We start from the raw sequence: 17,172 nt of genomic DNA on the forward strand, positions 1-17,172 counted from the left end.
ACGCTAAAGAAATGTCGCGGCGTCCGGAACCCCGTTTCGCTGGAGGCATGACCACCTCACCACCGGCGGCGCGTCCCGCCGCCCCCGCGGCCACCCGTTTCGGCGGCCTGCTGCCCGCCGGCCCCGTGCTGCGGCGGCTATCCGCCCTCACGCTCCTCAACGCCTTCGGGCGCGGCCTGTTCTTCCCCGTCAGCGTCCTGTACTTCACGCGGGTCGTCGGCCTGGGCGCGACCTCGGTCGGGGTCGGGCTCACGGTGGCCGGGCTGTTCGGGATCGCCGCGGGGCCGCCCGCCGGGTGGGCCTCCGACCTGTGGGGGCGGCGCACGCTGCTGACCTGGCTGTGGATCGGCTGCGGCGGGGCGCTCGCCGCGTACACGGTGGTCGGGTCGTACCCGGCGTTCCTCGGTGCGGCGATCGCGTACGCGGCGCTGTGCCAGGCGGGCATGGGCGTGCGCAACGCGCTCTACGCGGACGTGCTCCCCGCCGGGGCGCGGGTGGAGGGCCGCGCGCATCTGCGGATGGTGACGAACGCCGGCATGGGGGTGGGCGGGGCCTTCGGTGCCCTGGCGCTCCAGCTCGACAGCCGGGCCGGGTACACGGTGCTGATCCTGCTGGACGCGGGCCTGTTCGTGGCCTCGGCCCTGCTGGTGCGGCGACTGCCGGGCGAGGGCGGGCGGCGGGTCGCGGACGGCGCCCCGGCGGGCGGCCGCTGGCGGGCGGTGCGCGATCTGCCGTTCCTCGCGGTGACGTTCCTCAACGCCGTACTGGCCTTGCAGTACGGCCTGTTGGAGGTGGGGCTGCCGCTGTGGATCGTCGGGCACACCGAGGCGCCGCGCTGGTCGGCGGCGCTGGTGATGGTCCTCAACTGCGTCCTGGTGGCGCTGGTGCAGGTGCGGGCGACCCGGGGCGTCGCGGATCTGCCGGGCGCGGTGCGGGCGATGCGCCGCGCGGGACTGCTGCTCGCACTGTCGTGCGCGGCGTTCGCGGTGACGGCCGGGCTGTCGCCGCTGGGGGCGCTGGCCCTGCTGGTGGTGGGCGCGGTGGTGCAGGTGCTCGCCGAGGCGCTGTCGGCGGCGGGCGGCTGGACCGTCGGGTACGGGCTCGCGGACGCCCGTGCGCAGGGCGTCTACCAGGGCGTGTTCAACTCCGGCCAGGCCGCGGCGGCCATGGCCGCGCCCGCGCTGGTGACGGTGACGGCGATCCGGCACGGCGCGGCGGGCTGGATCGTGCTCGCGGCGTTGTTCGTGGTGGCCGGTCTGGGGGTGGGGCCGGCCGTGCGGTGGGCGCGGCGGGACGCGGAGTGGCGCGGGGAGTGAGGGGGGTGAGGGGGGTGACGAGGGGTGACGAGGGGTCGGTAGGCGTCGAGCCGGCGGTGGCCCGCGGCCGGTCCACCGCGGGGCACGTCCCAGCCGTGCGGGACGAGTCCGGCCCACGGCCTCGCGAGCCGCGCCGCGTACCGCTCGGCCCAGTCGCCCCCGGCGGTGGGGTCGCGGTCCGCCAGGTCCTCGGGAGGGAGCTACGAGAGGGAACTACGGGGACGGGCTCCGGGTGGCCCGGAGCCGCGCGTCGACCGCGGCGGCCAGGTCCGCGATCGGGGTCGCGCCGGGCGGGCGCCCGTGGCGGGCCGCGTCGTTCGCGCGTTCCTGGAGGACGTCGTTGACCGGGGTCGGCACCCCGTGCAGGCGTCCGAGGAGGCCGATCTCGCCGTTGAGCCAGTCCACCTCGACGCTGCCCGCGCCCCGGTCGAGCGACTGCCAGGTGGAGCCGCCGCCGCGCGGTGCGCCGTCGAGCGGCTCCAGCGTGATCCGGTCGCCGCGCACCGCGCGCTCCTCCTCCGGCCCGGTGTGGGCGATCCCGGCGGCGTCCAGCACGGCCTCGCCCTCGGCGCGGGCCCGCCGGTACAGGGCGGCGCCCGCGTCGTCGGTGCGCACCCCGGACAGCGCCTCGATGGCGTTGGCGAGGTTGGCGAGCAGCTTGGCGTGCTTCCAGCGCATCACGTCGTCGACGACGGGCGCGGCGAGCCGCCCGCGCTCCAGTCCTGCGGCGATCTCCCGCGCCGTGCCGTCGCTGCCCGCGGGGTAGCGGCCCAGGTGGAGGATGCCGGTGAGCGGCGTGCCCGCGGCGCGCACCACGCCCGGCTCGACGAGGGTGGCGGGCAGCCAGACGCACATCGCGTACACGCGCCGGAAGGAGCGCAGGGCGAGCCGCTCGCTCTCGACGCCGTTCTGCGCGCACACCAGGGGCAGCCGGCCGGCCGCGGTGCCGCCGCCCTCGACGGGGGCGGCGCCCCAGGCGGCCAGCGCGGCGGCACTGTCCTGGGTCTTCACGCAGAGCACGAGGACGTCGTCGGCGCGCAGTGTGCCGAGGGCTCCCGGCCCGTCGGCGACGGGCGGCCGGTGCACGCGTGTCCCGTCCGGCGCCTCGAACAGCAGTCCCCGCTCGCGCAGCGCCTCGTACTGCTTGCCGCGCGCCACCAGGACGACGTCCTGCCCGGCCTCGGCGAGCCGGGCGCCGATGGCGCCGCCGACCGCTCCCGCTCCGATGATGAGATAGCGCATGAGGGCGACCCTGGCACAGACCCGGCCTCCCGAACCAGGTGCACAGGCCATCGGTTACCGTCGGGCCATGACGACCAGCGCTCCGCGGACGACCCTCACCCTCGGCTCCGACCTGCCCGTTCGCCGGCTCGGCTACGGCACGGTGCACCTCACGGGGCGGGGCGCCTGGGGGCCGCGCGGCAGCGACGCCGACGCGACGGCCGTGCTGCGGCGGGCCGTGGAGCTGGGGGTGACGCTCATCGACACCGCCGACAACTACGGGCCGGGCATCGCGGAGGAGCGGGTCGCCGCCGCACTGCATCCGTACGCCGACGACCTGGTGATCGCCACCAAGGGCGGCTGTGTGCGGACCTCGGCGGAGGCCTGGCACATCGACGGCAGCCCGGCCTGGCTGCGCGCGACGTGCGAGGCGAGCCTGCGCCGGCTGCGGCTGGAGCGGGTCGACCTCTACCAGCTGCACCGGATCGACCCGCGCGTGCCGCTCGCCGACCAGCTCGGGGTGTTGCGGGAGCTGCGGGACGAGGGGAAGATCCGGCACGTGGGCCTGGACTCCGTGCGGGCCGAGCAGCTCCAGGAGGCCGTCGACCTGGACATCGTGCCGATCGTCTCGGTGCAGAACCGCTACAACGTCCTGGACCGTGCCGCGGAACCGCTGCTGCGGCTGTGCGAGGCGCGGGGCATCGCGTTCCTGCCCTGGTTCCCGCTGGGCAACGGCGCCTTGACGGATCATCAGGGGCTGACGGAGGTCGCGGCGGCGCACGGCGCGACCCCGTCGCAGGTGGCCCTCGCCTGGCTGCTGCACCGCTCCCCCGTGCTGTGCCCGACGCCGGGCACGGGGAGCGTGGCGCACCTGGAGGAGAACGTCGCGGCGGCCGGGCTCCGACTCACCGAGGGGGACCTGGCCCGGCTGGACGCGCTCACGGTGCCGGGCGCGTGAGCTCCACGAGCCGCTCGACGGTGTTCCAGTTCCGGCTCGTCGCGATCAGGCCCTTCTGGACGGCGGGCCGGGCCAGCTGCTCGGCCAGCTTGGACCGGCCGAGCCCGTCGGGCGCGTAGAGGTAGAGGGCGCGGTCGCCGAGCCGGAAGTCCTCGGGCACGTGGGCGGCCCGGTCGATCCCGGCATACCGCTCCGGGTCCGGGGTCCGCGACAGGTACGTGACGTGCAGTTGCTTCGCCTCCAGCTCGGCGGCGGGGAACGGGCAGGCGTCCCGGACGGCCGCCAGGTAGGCGTGGTCGCGGACCAGGACGTCGACCGGGAAGCCGAACGTGTCGGCGACGGCCTGCGCGATCGCCGCGGCGAGCGGCTCCTCTTCGCCGCCCTCGGCCGTGAAGGTGACGTTCCCGCTCTGCAAGTAGGTCGTCACGTCGTGATGGCCCAACCCCTCGACCAGGGCCCGCAGTCGGGCCATCGGGACCTTCTTGTTGCCGCCGACGTTGATGCCGCGCAGCAGCGCCGCGTATCCGGTGATCGTCATGCGCCCACGATAGGGCGGCCGTCGCGCCCCGTGGGGGTGGGCGCGACGGCCGCCGACCGAGACGAAACCCTGGCCGATGGACGCGAGCAGATCAAGACCTCCAGACAGCTGTGACTTATTCAACAAGGTTCCGTAATACCGAAGCGGACGGCCCAACTCAGATAGATGTAAGGGGCGTTCGTCATCCTCCGCGCCGACGGCCGCCGCCCGCACCTCGTCGGGCAGCACGACGAAGCGCGCGCACGCCGCCCCTACCTTCGAATCCGGAGGTGACCTCATGGTGAGGAACGGGGAACGGCAGGAGGGGCGGGTCCGCGGCGTCGCGGCCCGGGCCGGCGGGTGGAGCGCCCGGCACCGATGGGCGGCGGTGGGGATCTGGGTGCTGTTCGTCGTCCTGGCGATGGGCCTCGGCAACGCGGCGGGCCGGGTCGACGTCAAGGAGAGCGACCAGCTGAAGGGCGAGACCGGCCGGGCCGAGCAGATCACCGAGCGGGCCGGTCTCGACGAACCGGCCGGCGAGACCGTGCTCGTCCAGGCGAAGGACGGCCGGCTGCGCTCCACGGCACCGGAGTTCCGGCGGGCGGTCGAGGACGTCGTCAAGGCCGTCGAGGGCACCGGCGCGGTCACGAACGTCCGCTCCCCCTACGCCGCCCGCGCCCAGTCCGTGTCGAAGGACGGCCGCACCGCGCTCGTCCAGTTCGACATGCGGGGCGACCCGGAGACGGCGGCGGACCGGGTCGGGCCGGTCCAGCGGGCCGTCGCGGGCGTCGCGGACGACCACCGCTCGCTGCGGGTGGAGGAGATCGGCGCGGCGAGCATGAACAAGACCTTCGACGACGCCTTCGGTGACGACTTCCGGACCGCCGAGTACTCGGCGGTGCCGGTGGCGCTCGGCATCCTGCTGATCGCGTTCGGCGCGCTCGTCGCGGCGCTGCTGCCGGTGGCGCTCGCGGTCACCGCGATCATGGCGACGATGGGCCTGATGGCGATCGTCAGCCATGTCCAGCCGATGAGCGACACCGCCAACTCGGTGATGCTGCTGGTCGGTCTCGCGGTCGGCGTCGACTACTGCCTGTTCTACCTGCGCCGCGAGCGCGAGGAGCGGATGAAGGGCCACGACGCGGGGACGGCGCTGCGGATCGCGGCGGCCACCAGCGGACGCGCCGTCATCGTCTCCGGCGTCACGGTCTGCGTGGCGATGGCGGGCATGCTGTTCACCGGCATCGCCGAGTTCCAGGCGATGGGGCTCGCCTCGCTGATGGTGGTCGCCGTCGCGATGGTCGGCTCGGTGACCGTGCTGCCCGCGCTGCTGTCGCTGCTCGGCGAGCGCGTCGAGAAGGGCCGCCTCCCCTTCCCGCGCCGGGGCCGGCGGCGCGGCGGCGAGAGCGGCAGCCGCTTCTGGACGCGCGTCCTGGGCGTCGTCCTGAGGCGGCCCGCCGTCTCGGTGGCCGTCGCGGTCTGCGCCCTGCTCGCCGTCGCCGCGCCGGCGCTCGGCATGAAGACCCAGAACCTCACCCTGGACCAGGAGTTTGGCGACTCGCTGCCGATCGTGGCGACGTACGACCGGGTCAACGCGGCGTTCCCGGGCGGCTCCGAGCCGGCCGAGGTCGTCGTCGGCGCCCCGGACATCGACGCGCCCGAGGTGCGCGCGGCGCTCGCCGACTTCCGGGCGCGGGCCGTCGCTTCGGGCGCCTCGCGCGGCCCGGTCGAGGTGACGGTGCACGCGGCGCAGAACGTCGCGTTCGTCTACGTGCCCCTGGTCGGCGGCTCCGACCAGGACAGGGCGGAGCGGAGCCTGACACTGCTGCGGGACGAGGTGCGGCCGGCCACGCTCGGCAAGGTCGACGGCGTCGAGGCGCCGATCACCGGTCAGGTCGCCGGGTCGAAGGACTTCAACGACCAGATCGTCGGCTCGGTCCTCCCCGTCTTCGCCTTCGTGGTCGCCTTCGCCTTCCTGCTGATGCTGCTCTCGTTCCGCTCGCTGACCGTCGCGATCACCTCGATCGTGCTCAACCTGCTGAGCGTGGGCGCCGCGTACGGCATCCTCGTCGCCGTCTTCCAGCACGGCTGGGGCGCGTCCCTGGTCGGCGCCGAGGGGGTCGGCGCGATCATCTCCTGGCTGCCGCTGTTCCTGTTCGTGATCCTGTTCGGCCTGTCGATGGACTACCACGTGTTCGTGGTGTCGCGGATCAGGGAGGCGCGGCTTCAGGGGCGCAGCAACACCGAGGCGATCCGGCACGGTGTCGTGACGACCGCGGGCGTGGTCACCAGCGCCGCCGTCATCATGGTCGCCGTGTTCTCGATCTTCGGCACGCTGTCCATGCAGTCGATGAAGCAGATGGGCGTGGGTCTCGCGGCGGCCGTCCTGATCGACGCGACCGTCATCCGCGGTGTGCTGCTCCCGGCCGTGATGGCCCTGCTCGGCGAGGCCAACTGGTACCTGCCCCGGTGGCTGCGCCGGATGCCGGACCTGACGCACGACGAGCCGCTCGCGCCCGCCCCGGTCCCGGCCGCGCCGGGCGACGAGGACGCGCGGCGGGCCGGGAACGCGAAGGGGGGCGAGGAAGTGCGCGTCTGACGACCGCCTTCCCCGCCCCGCTCCGGGACGGTGTGCCCGCCCGCCGCGTCAGACGGCGGTGGGCACACCCTCCTCGTGGTTCTTCTGCCGCGGGATCTCCGGCGCGGGGCTCTCCTGCGCCTGGCCCTCCTGCTCCCGCGCCTCCTGCTCCTGCGCCTCCAGCTCCTGCGCCTCCAGCTCCTGCGCCTCCAGCTTCTGGGCCGCGTGCTTCTGGGCCTCCTGCTCGAAGGCGTCGAGCGTGCGGCCGAAGTCGCGCGTGGACAGCAGCAGCTTGTAGACGATGGCGAGTTCGAAGACGAGCAGCAGCGCGCCGGCCACCACGGTGGTGCCGATCACCTGGTCGATCAGCGGGCCGACGATGAAGACGGCCATCTGGAACTCGATGCCGCTGATCAGGTGGGTGCGGATCCGGTGGCGCAGCAGGAAGGCACGCAGCCGCAGATAGCCCGGGAAGCGGCTGCGGAACTCCTGGTGCAGGTCGACGACCTGACGCTTGGGGGCCAGGACCGGGGTCTGCGGTGCCGGAGCCTCCTGGCCCGGGGTCTCCGGTGCCGCCGGCCCGTCCGCCTCGCGCCGCGCCTCCACCACGTCGCCGTCCTCGTCGACGCCCGTCTCGGCGTCGGCGGCGGCGCCGCTCAGGTCCTGCTCCATGTCGGCCGACGGATTGGCCCGCAGCAGGTCCTCCATGAAGGCGAGGCTCTGCTCGTTCTGGGCGCGGCGGGCGGCCCGCACATGCGCCTTGATCTTCTTGCGCATGGTGTGCCGCGTCTTGAAGATCTCCAGCGCGTTGAGATAGCGCAGCCCGTCGAGGAAGACGACGGCGACCGCGAGCCACACGTACCAGATGTCACCGGTGCGGTGGTACTGGCCGCCCATCAGGGCGACGGCACAGGCCATGACGCGGACGCGGTCGAAGATGTAGTCGAGCCAGGCGCCGAACACGGAGCCCTGCCCGGTCAGCCGGGCGACCTTGCCGTCCATGCAGTCGAGGATGAAGCTCAGGTGGTACACGACGGCACCGGCGATCAGCCAGCGCCAGTCCCCCATGGCGAAGCAGCCGGCCGCGCCGAGGCCCAGGAGGAGCGCGCCCCAGGTGATCTGGTTCGGCGTGATGCGTGTCCACCGGGCAGTGAGCCGCACGAGCGGCGTCGCGACCGGGTCGACGAGCAGCACGGTCCACCACGCGTCACGCTTCTTCTGCGTGAGCCGACGCACGTCGGACAGCGGTGGTATGTCTCGGGGCATGGGGGCGCCAACTTTCGATGTGCCAGAGCAGGTTCACCTCACGCTAAGAAAGTATTCACACCAAGTTCAAGAGAAGTTCGGCACAACCTTTGCCGAGGAGTAGTGGTCAAAGGCGGCAATGCGTGTCGGCCCGTTATCGCATGCGCACATCTTTTTCACGGACGAATGGAACCGCTCGTCCCCGAATTCCGTCGGTGCAGTTCCGCCTCGATGAGGTCGGCCGCGCGCGGGGTGCCGCCCTCCCCGGCCATCTCCGCCCGGATCGCGGCGAGGCGTCGCGCCACCTCGGGGTCGTCGACGAGCGCGAGGACGGCTTCGCGCAGGTTGTCGGCCGTGGCCTCCTCCTTCGGGAGGTGCCGGGCGACCCCGAGCGCCTGGAGCACGTCGGCGTTCCCGAACTGGTCGACGGCCTGCGGTACGCAGACCATGGGGGTGGCGGTGCCGAGCCCTTCCTGACTCCCGCCCGCACCCGCGTGGGTGAGGAAAGCGTCGGCCTGTTCCAGGATCGCCAGCTGCGGCACCCAGTTCCGCACGTCCACATTCCCCGGAATGGCGCCGAGATCGTCGGCGGTGACGTGCTTGCCGATCTGGAGCACGACGTGCCAGCCCGGCAGATCCCCGAATGCCTTGACGCACTCGCGGTAGAAGTCCGGCTGGTCGGTGAAGGACGATCCGAGCGAGACGAGCAGCACCCGCTCGGCATCGGCCGGCCGCTGCCACGCGCCCTGCGCGGAGCGATCGCCCCGGCAGGCGCCGACGAAGCTGTACCGCGTGGTGTCGACGCGGTCGGCGTGCGGCTGGAGCGCCCGGGGGATGAGGACGAGGGAGCGGGGCGGGCGCCCGACGAACGGGTCCGGTTCGTCCGCGATCCCGTTCTCCCGCAGCCAGGCGGTGAACTTGGCGTAGTACGCCTTGCCCCGCTCGGTGCTCCTCGGCCCGGCCCACATCGGCTCGGCGACCTCCTCCTCGTAGCCGTCCCAGGCCACGAGGTTCGGTGAGAGGGAGACCGCGGGCACGCCCCAGCGGCGGGCGAGCACGATGGCCGGGTACGAGGTGATGTCGTGGATCACGAGGTCGGGCACGCCGGCCCCGCCCTCGCCCTCGTACGCCTCGACGAGCTGCGGCAGGACCTGGATGGCGTCGTCGAGGAACGGCTCCACGTTGTCGAGCAGCGTGGTCCCCCAGGCCGCCGGGTCGTCGTCGGGGCCGGGCAGCGTGCTGCGGTACGGGATCGGCTCGGCGCCGGTCTCGGCGACCTTGTCCACGAAGAGGTGCGGGATCGCGTACGTGACGCGGTGCCCGCGGGCCACGAGCTCCCGGATCACTTCGAGACTCGGGTTCACGTGCCCGTGGGCGGCGATGGAGAACATGGCGATGTGGGCGCGGGCACGGTCCTGGGGGTGTTCCGGGTTCGTCATGCGCCTACCGTAAACGAGACGAGACGTCTCGTGCAACCATTTTGCGCAGCGGGACCCGATCCCCCCATCGGATCGGAGGGATCGAGGGGATCGAGGGGCGGTCCGCGTCGGGGGGCGGTCGGATCAGCGCTGGTAGCGCGCGAGGACGAGGTTCCCGTCCTCGACCAGGCGTCGGCGGAGTTCGGCGAGGCCGATCGCGCCGCTGTAGTACTCCTGGAGCGCGGGCGTGGCCACCTTGTCCTTCCACTCCGGGTAGCCGCGCACGGACTGCGCCGGGGCCGGGCGGAGTCCGGCGGCGAGGGCGGTGCCGGTCGCCCAGCCGTTCTTCGGCGTGCGCAGCGCGGGGTCCTTCAGGGCCCGGGTGCCGGTGGGCAGCATCCAGTCGCCGAGGGCGAGCCGGACCGTGTTGCGCGGCTGGAGGAGGAAGTCGATGAAGCGGGCCGCCTCCTTCTTGTGCGGGCTGTCCTCGGACACGGAGAGGGTCTGCGGGCTGACGCCCTGGGCGAGGCCGTCGGCGCCCGCCGGCGCGGGCAGCACCTGCCACTCGAAGCCCTCGGGCGCCTGCTGCACGATCTGCTGCCGGTAGGAGAAGCCGAGCGGCACCATCGCGTACTTGCCCGCGAAGAACCCGGGCAGCGTGTCCGATCCCCCCATGCCGAGCGTGCTGCCGGAGGCGCTGTGGTCGGTGTTCACCTGGTCGTGGACGGTGCGCGGCACCACCGCGTCCGCCGCGCCGAACCGGATCGTCACCCTGCCGTCCGCGCCGCGGTGGAACAGCGTGCCGCCGGTGGACAGCGAGAGGTTCAGCGTCGCCGAGACCGGCTCCTTCAGCGGCCAGGCGACGCCGTACTTCCCGTCCCCGCTCAGCTCCGCGGCGATCCGCCGGAACTCGCCCCAGGTCCAGGGCCGTCGCGGCGTCGGGATCCGCACGCCCGACGCCCTGAGCCGGGCCGCGTCGGCGATGAGCACCCGCGGCTCCTGGAGGAAGGGGACGCCGTAGATCCCGTCGCCGAAGGTCGTCGTGCGCCAGCTGCGGTCCGGGATGTCGGAGCGGAGGCGGGCGGGGAGGTAGTCGCGCAGGTCGGCCAGGTACCCGCCGTAGGCGAAGTCGGCCAGGTCGTCGGAGGCGTCGTGGATGATGTCGGGCGCCTCGCCGCCCTCGAACGCGGTCAGCAGCTGGTCGTGGACGCTGTCCCAGCTGCCCTGGACGTACTCGACCCGGATGTCGGGATGGGCGCGGTTCCACTCCGCGACGAGCCGCTTGTTGGCGTCGACGGACTCCTTCTGCCAGGCCAGGGACTGGAACTCCAGGGTGACGCGGCCGTCGTCCGCCGTCCCGGACCCGCCCGAGCAGCCGGCGAGCAGCAGGGCCGTCACGGCGGCCAGCGCGGTGGCGGCCCGGCGCGCGCCGCGCATCACTTCACCGCTCCGGCCAGCATGCCGCCGGCGACGCGTTTCTGGATCACGGCGAAGATCAGCAGGGACGGCAGGGTCGCCAGGAACGCCCCGGCCGCGAGCGGGCCCAGGTCGGCGGCGCCCTCGGCGCCCAGGAAGTGGGTGAGGAGCACGGGCAGCGTCTGCCGCTCCGGCGACTTCATCAGGACCAGCGCGAAGAAGAACTCGTTCCACGCCGTGATGAACGCGAACAGGCCCGTCGCCACGAGCCCCGGCGCGAGCAGCGGCGCCGTCACCGAGACCAGGGTCCGCAGCCGGCCCGCGCCGTCGACGGCCGCCGCCTCCTCCAGCTCCCGGGGCACGGCCCGGACATAGCCGACGAGCATCCACAGGGCGAAGGGCAGCGCCCACACCACGTAGACGAGGGTGAGGCCCACCAGGGAGTTGATCAGGTGGAGGTTCTTCAGGACCAGGAACAGCGGGATGATCAGCAGGACGAAGGGGAACGCCTGGCTGATCACCACCCAGCCGGTCGCGGCCCGGGCGAGCGGCCCCCGGTGGCGGGCCATGACGTACGCCATCGGGGTCGCGACGGCGAGCGCGGCGACGGCGGCGCAGGCGGCGACGAGCAGGGAGTTCCCGGCGGCCCGCAGCAGGGGCTGCTCGTCGAAGGCCTGCCGGAAGTTGGCGAGGGTGGGGTGCGTGGGGATCCAGGTGGGGTGCAGGCTCGCCAGTTCGCCCGCGGGCTTGAACGCCGTGGAGATCAGCCACAGGAACGGGAACGCGAGGAAGACGAGATACGCGAGGAGCGCGAGATACTGGCCCGCGCGGGTGGACCGGCCGACCTTGGACATCACTCGTCGCCTCCCTTGAGCCGGCCCGCAAGGTAGAGGGCGAGCAGGATCGAGATGACGGCGACCATGGCGCAGCCCATCGCCGCCGCGTAGCCGAACTGGCCGTAGCGGAAGGCCTCTTCGTAGGCGAACAGCATGGGCAGGCGGGTGCGGCCGCCGGGTCCGCCGTTCGTCAGGACGTAGACGAGGGCGAACGAGTTGAAGTTCCAGATGAAGTTGAGCGCGGTGATGGCGAGGGCGACGGGCCGCAGCGCGGGCCAGGTCACCGTGCGGAACCGGCGCCAGGCCCCGGCCCCGTCCATCGCCGCCGCCTCGTGCAGTTCGCGCGGGGTGTTCTGCAACCCGGCGAGCAGCGCCACGGTGGTCTGCGGCATGCCCGCCCAGATCCCCACGACGATCACGGCGGGCAGCGCGGTGGCGAGGCCGGTGAGCCAGTCGCGGCCGTCGCCGAGGCCGAGGCCGCGCAGCGTCTCGTTGAGGACCCCGGCGTCGGGGTGGTAGACGAGCCGCCACATGATGCCGACGACGACCTCGGGCATCGCCCACGGGACGATCGCGAGGGCCCGCGCCAGCCACCTGAACCGCAGGTTCTGGTCGAGCAGGAGGGCGAGGCCGAGGGCGAGCACGAACTGCGGGACCGTCACCCCGACCGCCCACACCAGGCCGATCCGGAACGACTCCCAGAACAGGGTGTCGTGCAGCAGGTCCCGGAAGTTGAGGGTGCCGACCCACCGGGTGGAGGCGGTGCGGCCGGACTGGGAGTCGGTGAGGGCGAGCCCGACGCCGTACAGGATCGGGCCCACGCTGAGGGCGAGGATCGGGATCAGCGCGGGCAGCACCAGGAACCAGGCCCCGCGCTCTCGCGCGGCGGTCCGCTCCGCCTGCGGCGTGCTCGCCGTCGTCATGGAATGCGGCTCCTTCGGGCGGTTCGGATGGCGCGGTTCGGCTGACGCACACGGCTTCCGGCCGCCCCGGCGGCCCACGTCATGGTCGTGACAACACCGGATGGCGTCAAGACGTACGGCACCCGGATGTCATGCCGCGCGGGATGCCGCACGGACGGGTACGGGGGCGCGCGGCGCCGGGTGCGAGACTGGGCCGGTACCAGCTGGAACGCGGGAGGCACGACATGGACGAGGCACGGGCACGGGACGTGCTGGCGCGGGCGGGGATCGACGGCGGCGCGGAGCTGCTCGCCCTCGGGGAGAACGCGGTCTTCGGCGCGGGCGACCTCGTCGTCAAGGTCGGCCGCGGTACCGAGCGGGCACCGGAACTCCTCGACCGGGCCCGCCGCGAGCTGGCCGTCGCCTCCTACCTCGCCGCACACGGCGTCCCCGCGGTGCGCGCCGCCCGGGACGATGCGCTGCTCGTCGACGGGCACCCGGTGACGCTCTGGCACCGCATCCCGGCGGCCGTGCGCCCGGCCGAGCCCCGCGATCTCGCCGCGCTCCTCACGCTGGTGCACGCGCTGCCGGTGCCCACCGGATTCGAACTGCCCCGGCGCGAACTGCTCGGCGGGGTCGAGCGCTGGCTGCGGCTCGCGGGCGACGCGATCGACGCCGCCGACGCGGACTATCTGCGCGCGCGGCGCGACGGGTTCGCCGCGGCTGCCGCCGCGCTCACCCCGCGGCTGCCCGTCGGGCCGATCCACGGCGACGCGCTGCCCCGCAACGTGCACATCGGGCCCGAGGGGCCGGTCCTGGTCGACCTGGAGACGTTCTCCTCGGACTTCCGGGAGCACGATCTGGTGGTCATGGCGCTGTCACGGGACCGGTACGGGCTGCCCGCGGCGGCCTACGACGGGTTCGTCGAGGCCTACGGGTGGGACGTGCGCGAGTGGGACGGCTGCGCCGTGCTGCGCGGCGCCCGGGAGACCGCCTCCTGCGCCTGGGTCGCCCAGCACGCGCCGGGCAACCCCGAGGCGCTGGCCGAGTTCCGGCGACGGGTGGCGTCGCTGCGGGACGGGGACGCCACCGTGCGCTGGTACCCCTTCTAGGCGGGCTCCCGGCGGGTTCCCGGCGGGTTCTCAGCGGGGGCAGCGCCCGGCGCTCAGACGCCCGAGGTGCTGGACCGGGCGTCGGCTATCGGGCGCATCGGCCAGGCCGGGTCCACCACCGCGTCCGTCTCGCCCTTTTTGCGGAGGAACGTCTGGAAGTCGGCCGCCCAGTCCGCGTACCACTCCACCTGCCTGCGGTGCAGTTCGGCGGCGCCCAGTCCGGCGACCTTGGTGTGCCGCTCGCCTATCGCGCGCGCCAGCAGCGTCGCGGCCAAGGCGTCCGCGGAGGCGTCGTGCGCGGCGTCGAGCGTCACTCCGTACTCGGTGCAGACCGCTTCGAGGTTGCGCTTGCCCCGGCGGTAGCGGTCGACGCTGCGGTCGATCGTGTACGGGTCGACGACCGGTGCCGGATCGGAGCCGCCGAGGCGGTCGCTCAGCGACGGCAGGCCGTACCGGGCCAACTCGGCGGAGAGCAGCGTCAGATCGAACGCCGCGTTGTACGCGACCACCGGGACGCCCGTGCGCCAGTATCCGACGAGGGCGGTGGCGATGGCGTCCGCGACCCGGTCGGCCGGCTCGCCCTCGGCGGTCGCGCGCGCGGTGCTGATGCCGTGGACCGCGACCGCCTCGTCCGGGATCGGGACGCCCGGGTCGGCCAGCCACGTGCGGTGGCCGAGGACCGCGCCGTCCCTGACCTCGATGACGGCACCCGTGACGATGCGCGCCTCGCGCGGATCCGTCCCGGTCGTCTCCAGGTCGAAGCCGACCAATAGCTCCCGGTGCCAGCTCATGGCAGCCCCCTTCTTCGTGGTGCGTTCCCCCAGTGACCACCACGATCGCATGCGCCACTGACAATCGGTCCGCGACCCGGTGCACCGCGGCACACACCGGGCGGGCCGGCGCCCCCACCCGCGGCGACAGCGCTACGACACCGGGCGCCCGTCCACCCACGCCTGTTCGAACTCATCGCGGTACGTCACGAAAAGTCCGTTCTCGCCGGTGTCGGCGGAGGGGCCCGACCGCAGCACCCGGCCGCCGCCGCGCAGCACCAGGACCGGCGCCTCCATCCCCCGCATCCGCCGCAGGTACGTCTGGACGACGGCGATGCCGTCCGAGCCGTCGCCGTCGACGAGGTAGGCGGTGAAGCGCGGGGTCTCGTCGAAGACCCGGATCTCGAACGCGGCGGGATCCCGCAGGCCGGCCCGCACCCGGCGCATGTGCAGGATGTTCATCTCGACGGCGCGGCTCAACTCGCCGCGCTTGAGGCCCAGTTCCCGCTCGCGCCGCTTGACGGCGCTGGAGGCCGGGTTCAGGAAGAGCAGCCGGACCCGGCAGCCGGACCCGGCGAGCCGCACGAGGCGCCGCCCCGAGAAGTTCTGCACCAGCAGATTCAGGCCTATCCCGATGGCGTCGAGCCGGCGGGCCCCGCCGAACAGGTCCTCGGCGGGGAACTGGCGCAGCAGCCGCACCCGGTCGGAGTGGACGCCGACCACGTCCGCGTACCGGTCGCCGACCAGGTCCTCGACGGCGTCGATGGGCAGCCGGCGGGCGGAGGGCACGTCGGAGCCGGCGCCGAGCATCTCCAGGAGCCGGGCCGAGGCGCGCTCGGCCTGGGCGAGGACCGTCTCGGACAGGGCACGGTTGCGGGAGACCACGTTGCGGGTGACCTCCAGCTCGTCCAGGGCGAGTTCGACGTCGCGCCGGTCGTCGAAGTACGGCTCGAAGCACGGCCAGTGCTGCACCATCAGCTCGCGCAGCTGGGGCAGCGTCAGGAACGACAGGACGTTGTCGTCCGCCGGGTCGAGGAGGTAGCCCTTGCGGCGGCTGACCTCGCGCACGGCGACGGCGCGCTGCACCCACTCCTGGCCGGCCGGTCCGGCGGCGGCGACGACCCAGTCGTCCCCGTTCACCGGCTCGTAGATGGGGCGCAGCACGGCCGCGACGACGGCCCGCAGCCGCTGCTCGACCAGGTTCAGCCAGATGTAGGCGCGGCCGGCCCGCTGTGCGCGCGTGCGGACCTCGCGCCAGGCGTCGGTGCCCCAGTCCAGTTCGGGTCCGATCTGCGATCCCACGTCCATGGGGCGGGCCAGCGACACCGCGCCGGGCGGGATGTCCGACGAGCCCGCCCCTAGCCCTTCCTGACCCTCGTGACCGTCGTCACCAGGGGGCAGCTCCAGACCACCCGAGCTCACCCGCTCCGCACCGCCTTCCGCTCCCCCGAGCTTTGTCGAGCTATGTCGAGCACTCCCCCTGCAACGATCAAGGAAGGGTACTCCGGGAGCGGCGGGCGGTGCAGCCGGATGGACCGGAGAGTTTCTCAACCGCCGTTCACGGGAAGGCCGTTCTGTCCGGCCAGATCCGCGGGAGTGAGCGGATTCATAGCGGTCACGTCCCTGGGGGCGATGGAGAAGCCCTGCCAGTGGACCGGCATGGGCTGCTGGTCCTCGTCCCGGGCGATGTGGTGGAACCCGATGTTGACCCAGGTGATCGGGTGCGTCAGCGCCTGACCCGAGACCCACTTGTCCACACTTGTCCCGCCGCAGTTCGCCGACGGGTTGTCGCTCGCGTACTGCTCGCACTTCTTGTACTCGGTGAAGTACACGTCGTGCTTGGTGAACGAGCGCCCGGGGAACTTGCTGGAGCGGCCGGGCACGAACTCGTACGAGCGCGGGTGGCCGTCCTTGTTCTTGCCGGCCGTGGACACCACGCGCCACCACCGCATGTCCTTCACGTCCCCGGCGAGTTCCTTGGTGACGGGGGTGCGGGTCGTCCTGGTGGTCGGCGCGCCGTTGCCGCTCGGCGCGGTGACCTTCGAGTCGTACTGCTCGACCTTGGCCTTGCTGGAGCCGTCGAGGCCGAAGTTGAGCCGCCAGAACACGTTGTGGCTGTGGCTCTCCGCGTAGGCGCTCGCGCCCTTGCCGATGGGCCAGCCCTTGCCGTCGGTGCCCTTGTAGTCGTACGGGGAGAGGCTGCCGGTGGCCCCGACGTTCGAGGTGATGGTGCCGTCGGAGGAGAAGCGCCACTCGGTGATGTACTCGTACCAGGAGGCCTTGTTGACCGTGTAGACCAGCAGGTCCTTGCCCTGCGAGCTGTACAGCTTGCCGCGGCCGCCGGTCGACTCGTCGTCGTTGAGCCGGTACGCGTGCCCACGCGCACGCGTGGTGGTGCACAGGCCCTTGATGCCGCCCCGGTCGGGGACCTTGACGGTCTTGATGGTGCCGCCCGGGCACTCGGCCGGCGTCAGGTTCTGCAACGCCTGGCCGAAGTCGGTGCCGGTGATGTCGTCGTACTCGTTCTCCCCGTCGTCGTAGGGGACATGGACCTGCGCGAGGCGGGCACTGGTGAGGACGGGGATCGGCTTGGGCTCGCTCTTGGGCTGGTAGCTGACAGCGTCCAGGACGAGCCCGGACAGCGTGTTGTAGTGCCAGCACATGCGCCAGGTGGTGCCGCCGTCGAGGGTCTGCTCGATCTGGTACGCGGCCGAGCAGGCGGGCGTGGCGGCGGCGGGGGCCCGCTGGGGCCCGGCGACGGCGGACGGGGCGGTGACGAGTGCGGTGCCGAGCAGCGCGGTGACCGCGAGGCCCGTGAGGACGGCGGCGGGCCGGGTGCGGGCGCGCGGGATTCTGTTGGCGTACGTGACGTGCATACGGAAG

Annotated in this window: 14 protein-coding genes; 4 read left to right on the top strand and 10 right to left on the bottom strand. The window is 73.1% G+C overall.

Going from position 1 to position 17,172, the window contains the following annotated elements; translation table 11 throughout:
* Positions 1 to 47: 47 nt before the first annotated feature.
* The gene (locus ACIP5K_RS17250) at positions 48 to 1,316 is read left to right on the top strand and encodes an MFS transporter (protein WP_401410288.1); all 1,269 of its coding nucleotides are present in this window, start codon (positions 48 to 50) and stop codon (positions 1,314 to 1,316) included.
* A gap of 213 nt (positions 1,317 to 1,529) precedes the next feature.
* Here ACIP5K_RS17250 and ACIP5K_RS17255 read toward each other — a convergent pair whose 3' ends face one another.
* The gene (locus ACIP5K_RS17255) at positions 1,530 to 2,558 is read right to left on the bottom strand and encodes a ketopantoate reductase family protein (protein ID WP_401410290.1); all 1,029 of its coding nucleotides are present in this window, start codon (positions 2,556 to 2,558) and stop codon (positions 1,530 to 1,532) included.
* A gap of 67 nt (positions 2,559 to 2,625) precedes the next feature.
* Between ACIP5K_RS17255 and ACIP5K_RS17260 the strand changes: the two genes are divergently transcribed.
* Positions 2,626 to 3,495, top strand: coding sequence for an aldo/keto reductase (locus ACIP5K_RS17260; protein ID WP_401410292.1), 870 nt, complete (start codon positions 2,626 to 2,628; stop codon positions 3,493 to 3,495).
* On the opposite strand, the gene ACIP5K_RS17265 is transcribed toward ACIP5K_RS17260, so the two are convergent.
* Complete coding sequence (locus ACIP5K_RS17265; protein WP_401410294.1) at positions 3,476 to 4,033, bottom strand: DUF1697 domain-containing protein; 558 nt, start codon at positions 4,031 to 4,033, stop codon at positions 3,476 to 3,478. The genes ACIP5K_RS17260 and ACIP5K_RS17265 overlap by 20 nt on opposite strands.
* 277 nt (positions 4,034 to 4,310) lie before the next feature.
* Between ACIP5K_RS17265 and ACIP5K_RS17270 the strand changes: the two genes are divergently transcribed.
* Positions 4,311 to 6,611 carry an MMPL family transporter gene (locus ACIP5K_RS17270; RefSeq protein ID WP_401410296.1) on the top strand — a complete coding sequence of 767 codons (2,301 nt, stop codon included), beginning with the start codon at positions 4,311 to 4,313 and terminating at the stop codon, positions 6,609 to 6,611.
* A gap of 48 nt (positions 6,612 to 6,659) precedes the next feature.
* Here the strand turns inward: ACIP5K_RS17270 and ACIP5K_RS17275 are convergent, their stop codons facing one another.
* From ACIP5K_RS17275 to ACIP5K_RS17295, 5 genes are all read right to left on the bottom strand, one after another.
* Positions 6,660 to 7,856: a CDP-alcohol phosphatidyltransferase family protein gene (locus ACIP5K_RS17275; protein ID WP_401410298.1), complete on the bottom strand. Its 1,197-nt coding sequence runs from the start codon at positions 7,854 to 7,856 to the stop codon at positions 6,660 to 6,662.
* A 155-nt stretch (positions 7,857 to 8,011) separates the two neighbouring features.
* On the bottom strand, positions 8,012 to 9,274 hold the full coding sequence (gene mgt / locus ACIP5K_RS17280) for a macrolide-inactivating glycosyltransferase (protein ID WP_401410300.1): 1,263 nt from the start codon (positions 9,272 to 9,274) through the stop codon (positions 8,012 to 8,014).
* Positions 9,275 to 9,397: 123 nt separating this feature from the next.
* Positions 9,398 to 10,690, bottom strand: coding sequence for an ABC transporter substrate-binding protein (locus tag ACIP5K_RS17285; protein ID WP_401410302.1), 1,293 nt, complete (start codon positions 10,688 to 10,690; stop codon positions 9,398 to 9,400).
* Positions 10,690 to 11,523 carry a carbohydrate ABC transporter permease gene (locus tag ACIP5K_RS17290; RefSeq protein ID WP_401410304.1) on the bottom strand — a complete coding sequence of 278 codons (834 nt, stop codon included), beginning with the start codon at positions 11,521 to 11,523 and terminating at the stop codon, positions 10,690 to 10,692. Before ACIP5K_RS17290 ends, ACIP5K_RS17285 begins: the two co-directional genes overlap by 1 nt.
* Complete coding sequence (locus ACIP5K_RS17295) at positions 11,523 to 12,428, bottom strand: carbohydrate ABC transporter permease (RefSeq protein WP_401410306.1); 906 nt, start codon at positions 12,426 to 12,428, stop codon at positions 11,523 to 11,525. Before ACIP5K_RS17295 ends, ACIP5K_RS17290 begins: the two co-directional genes overlap by 1 nt.
* Before the next feature lie 224 nt (positions 12,429 to 12,652).
* Here ACIP5K_RS17295 and ACIP5K_RS17300 point away from each other — a divergent pair, with 224 nt between their 5' ends.
* The gene (locus tag ACIP5K_RS17300) at positions 12,653 to 13,519 is read left to right on the top strand and encodes a phosphotransferase enzyme family protein (protein ID WP_401410308.1); all 867 of its coding nucleotides are present in this window, start codon (positions 12,653 to 12,655) and stop codon (positions 13,517 to 13,519) included.
* A 53-nt stretch (positions 13,520 to 13,572) separates the two neighbouring features.
* Here the strand turns inward: ACIP5K_RS17300 and ACIP5K_RS17305 are convergent, their stop codons facing one another.
* The 3 genes from ACIP5K_RS17305 to ACIP5K_RS17315 all read right to left on the bottom strand — a co-directional run bounded on the left by ACIP5K_RS17305 (position 13,573) and on the right by ACIP5K_RS17315 (position 17,165).
* Positions 13,573 to 14,310: a 3'-5' exonuclease gene (locus ACIP5K_RS17305; protein ID WP_401410310.1), complete on the bottom strand. Its 738-nt coding sequence runs from the start codon at positions 14,308 to 14,310 to the stop codon at positions 13,573 to 13,575.
* Between the two features lie 132 nt (positions 14,311 to 14,442).
* A complete protein-coding gene (locus ACIP5K_RS17310; protein WP_401410312.1) occupies positions 14,443 to 15,711 on the bottom strand; it encodes an SAV2148 family HEPN domain-containing protein in 1,269 nt (422 codons plus the stop codon).
* A gap of 125 nt (positions 15,712 to 15,836) precedes the next feature.
* Entirely contained in the window at positions 15,837 to 17,165 is a 1,329-nt protein-coding gene (locus tag ACIP5K_RS17315; protein WP_401410314.1) for a copper amine oxidase, read from the bottom strand.
* Positions 17,166 to 17,172 lie beyond the last annotated feature (7 nt).

Origin of the sequence: Streptomyces sp. NPDC088785 (genome assembly GCF_044750685.1) — a bacterium.
Taxonomy (GTDB): domain Bacteria; phylum Actinomycetota; class Actinomycetes; order Streptomycetales; family Streptomycetaceae; genus Streptomyces.